General features: G+C 63.7%; 1 protein-coding gene and 1 pseudogene. Both read right to left on the bottom strand.

Translation table 11 applies throughout. The annotated features are described in order from the left end of the window. A pseudogene (locus A6V37_RS41950) lies at positions 1-96 on the bottom strand (nitrite reductase small subunit NirD); the annotation flags it as partial. 32 nt (positions 97-128) lie between these two features. Next, positions 129-1,665: nitrite reductase large subunit NirB (nirB, locus tag A6V37_RS00050; RefSeq protein WP_208607839.1), on the bottom strand; the 1,537-nt coding region annotated here is incomplete at its 5' end.

Below are 1,665 nucleotides of genomic sequence, written 5' to 3'. Positions count from 1 at the left end.
CTCGCCATTGACCAGCGCACACACGCCGGTATTCGGCACGATGTCGTCGAGCGCGCACACGGGCATCCAGGATTGCGGAAGTCGGTCGTTGTTCATGCTGAACTCCTCAGGGCAGGTATGGTGATTGTTCAGGCGGTCTCGGCGACCACGGGAATCGGGAATTGCTTCGCTTGCCGTTCGGCCGACGTCGCCGGGCGGATCTGGCCGCGCTCCTCGACGAAGGTCACGTTCTCGTCGAGCTTGTCGCTGTTGACGAAATGACGGAAGCGCTTGCGAGTCTCAGGGTCGGTCACGGCCTTCTTCCACTCGCACTCGTAGGTGGCGATCACGTGCTGCATTTCCGCCTCCAATTCCTCGGCGAGTCCCAGCTTGTCGTGCACGATCACGTCGATCAGGTATTCAAGTCCGCCTTCGAGGCTGTCGCGCCACACGCTGGTGCGTTGCAGGCGGTCGGCGGTGCGCACGTAGAACATCAGGAAGCGGTCGATGTAGCGCACCAGCGTCTCGCGGTCCAGATCCGACGCGAGCAGTTCGGCGTGGCGCGGTTTCATGCCGCCGTTGCCGCACACATACAGATTCCAGCCCTTCTCGGTGGCGATGATGCCGACGTCCTTGCCCTGCGCTTCCGCACATTCGCGGGTGCAGCCCGAGACGCCGAACTTGAGCTTATGCGGCGAACGCAGCCCCTTGTAGCGATTTTCCATGGCGACCGCGAGTCCTACCGAATCGCCGACGCCATAGCGGTACCACGTCGAGCCGACACACGACTTCACGGTGCGCAGCGACTTGCCGTACGCATGGCCCGATTCGAAACCGGCGGCGATCAGCTCTTCCCAGATCAGCGGTAGTTGATCGACGCGCGCGCCGAACAGATCGACACGCTGGCCGCCGGTGATCTTGGTGTAGAGACCGTACTTCCTCGCCACCTGGCCGACCGCGATCAGGCCTTCCGGCGTCACCTCACCGCCCGGCATGCGCGGCACCACCGAATACGTGCCGTCACGCTGGATGTTGGCGAGGTAGTAGTCGTTCGTGTCCTGCAGCGAGGCGTGCTCTTTCTTCAGCACGAACTCGTTCCAGCACGACGCGAGAATTCCCGCGACGGCGGGCTTGCAGATGTCACAGCCGAGCCCATGACCATGCCTGGCCAGCAATTCGCCGAAACTGCGCACGCCTTCCACGCGGACGATGTGATACAGCTCCTGGCGCGAATACGGGAAGTGCTCGCACAGGTGGTTATTGACCGCGAGGCCCTGCTTCTTCATCTCGGCCTTCATCACCTGCGTGACGAGCGGCACGCAGCCGCCGCACGAGGTGCCGGCGCTCGTCGCACACTTGAGCGCGCCGATGTCGGTCGCGCCCGCGCCGACCGCCGCGCACAGCTCGCCCTTCGAGACGTTGTTGCACGAGCAGATTTGCGCGGATTCGGGCAACGCGTCGACCCCAAGTCCGGGTTTGGCCTTGCCGTCGCTTTGCGGCAGGATCAGGAATTCCGGCGCCTCGGGCAACTCGATGCCGTTCAGCATCATCTGCAGCAACGTGCCGTACTCGGCCGCGTCGCCCACCATGACGGCGCCGAGCAGTTGCTTGCCGCATTCCGACACCACCAGCTTCTTGTAGACCTGTTTGCGTTCGTCGCTGAACTGGTACGTGCGGCTGCCGGGC

This window comes from Paraburkholderia ginsengiterrae, assembly GCF_001645125.1.
Lineage (GTDB): Bacteria > Pseudomonadota > Gammaproteobacteria > Burkholderiales > Burkholderiaceae > Paraburkholderia > Paraburkholderia ginsengiterrae.
The sequence above is the reverse complement of the archived record's forward strand: the minus strand, read 5'-3'. Positions and strand labels throughout refer to the sequence as shown.